Here is a 1,395-nt window from a genome sequence, read left to right on the forward strand (position 1 = left end):
GGCCGCCAGATCATGTGTCAGCCGCTCGACATAGGCCGAGCCGCCCCACGGGTCGATCATGCGCGTGGTGCCGGATTCCTTTTGCAGGATGAGCTGCGTGTTGCGGGCAATGCGGGCCGAATGGTCGGTCGGCAGCGCCATCGCCTCGTCGAAGGAATTGGTGTGCAGCGACTGGGTATGTCCCTGCGTTGCCGCCATCGCCTCGATCATCGTGCGCGTGATGTTGTTGTAGGGATCCTGCGCCGTCAGCGACCAGCCCGATGTCTGGCAATGGGTGCGCAGCGACAGCGAGCGCTCGTCCTTCGGCGCAAAATTCTTCTTCATCAGGCTCGACCAGAGCAGCCGCGCGGCCCTGAGCTTGGCGACCTCCATGAAGAAGTTCATGCCGATCGCCCAGAAGAAGGAAAGGCGCGGCGCAAACCGGTCGATGTCGAGACCCGCGGCGACGCCGGCGCGCGCATATTCGATGCCGTCGGCGATCGTGTAGGCGAGTTCGAGGTCGGCCGTCGCGCCCGCCTCCTGCATATGATAGCCGGAGATCGAGATCGAATTGAATTTCGGCATGTGCCGCGAGGTATAGGCGAAGATGTCCGACACGATCCGCATCGAAGGCTTCGGCGGATAGATGTAGGTGTTGCGGACCATGAACTCCTTCAGAATGTCGTTCTGAATGGTCCCGGCGAGGTCCTTCTGCGCGACACCCTGTTCCTCCGCCGCCACGATATAGAGCGCCATGATCGGCAGCACGGCGCCGTTCATGGTCATCGACACCGTCATCTCGTTGAGCGGAATGCCGTCGAACAGCTGGCGCATGTCGAGGATGGAATCGATCGCCACGCCCGCCATGCCGACATCGCCGGCGACGCGCGGATGGTCGCTGTCATAGCCGCGATGGGTCGCGAGGTCGAAGGCGACCGACAGGCCCTTCTGGCCGGCCGCGAGGTTGCGCCGGTAGAAAGCGTTGGATTCCTCCGCCGTCGAGAAGCCGGCATATTGCCGGATCGTCCAGGGCTGCTGAACATACATGGTCGGGTAGGGGCCGCGCACGAAGGGCGGCAGGCCCGGATAGGTGTCGAGATTGGCCAGGCCCTTGAGGTCGGCCTGCGTGTAGAGGTGTTTCAGGGCGATGCCTTCCGGCGTCATCCGCTGGCCCTTGAGCTCGACCGGCGCGCGGCGCGGCGCCGACCAGCCGATCTGGCTGAAATCCGGGATCATGAGCCGGCTCCGATCGACTGATCGATGCGAACTGGAAACAGCGGCTCGCAGGTCGCCACGCCTTCTGTCAGCGCGGGCCGGCGTTCGGCTTTCAATGTCTCGACGGGGCGCTCGCTGCCGGTGCGGAACAAGGTGGTGCCGATGATGCCTCGTTCGCCGGCCCGATAGACGGCATTGCGC

Annotated in this window: 1 protein-coding gene and 1 pseudogene; both read right to left on the reverse strand. The window is 64.2% G+C overall.

The genetic code is table 11. The features are described 5' to 3' along the window. Positions 1-1,215: methylmalonyl-CoA mutase family protein (locus EOA60_RS32945; RefSeq protein WP_245502676.1), on the reverse strand; the 1,215-nt coding region annotated here is incomplete at its 3' end. Beyond that, positions 1,212-1,395: pseudogene (locus EOA60_RS32950) on the reverse strand (methylmalonyl-CoA mutase); the annotation flags it as partial. The pseudogene EOA60_RS32950 and the gene EOA60_RS32945, both read right to left, overlap by 4 nt.

Origin of the sequence: Mesorhizobium sp. M1A.F.Ca.IN.020.06.1.1, assembly GCF_004023265.1 — a bacterium.
Taxonomy (GTDB): domain Bacteria; phylum Pseudomonadota; class Alphaproteobacteria; order Rhizobiales; family Rhizobiaceae; genus Mesorhizobium.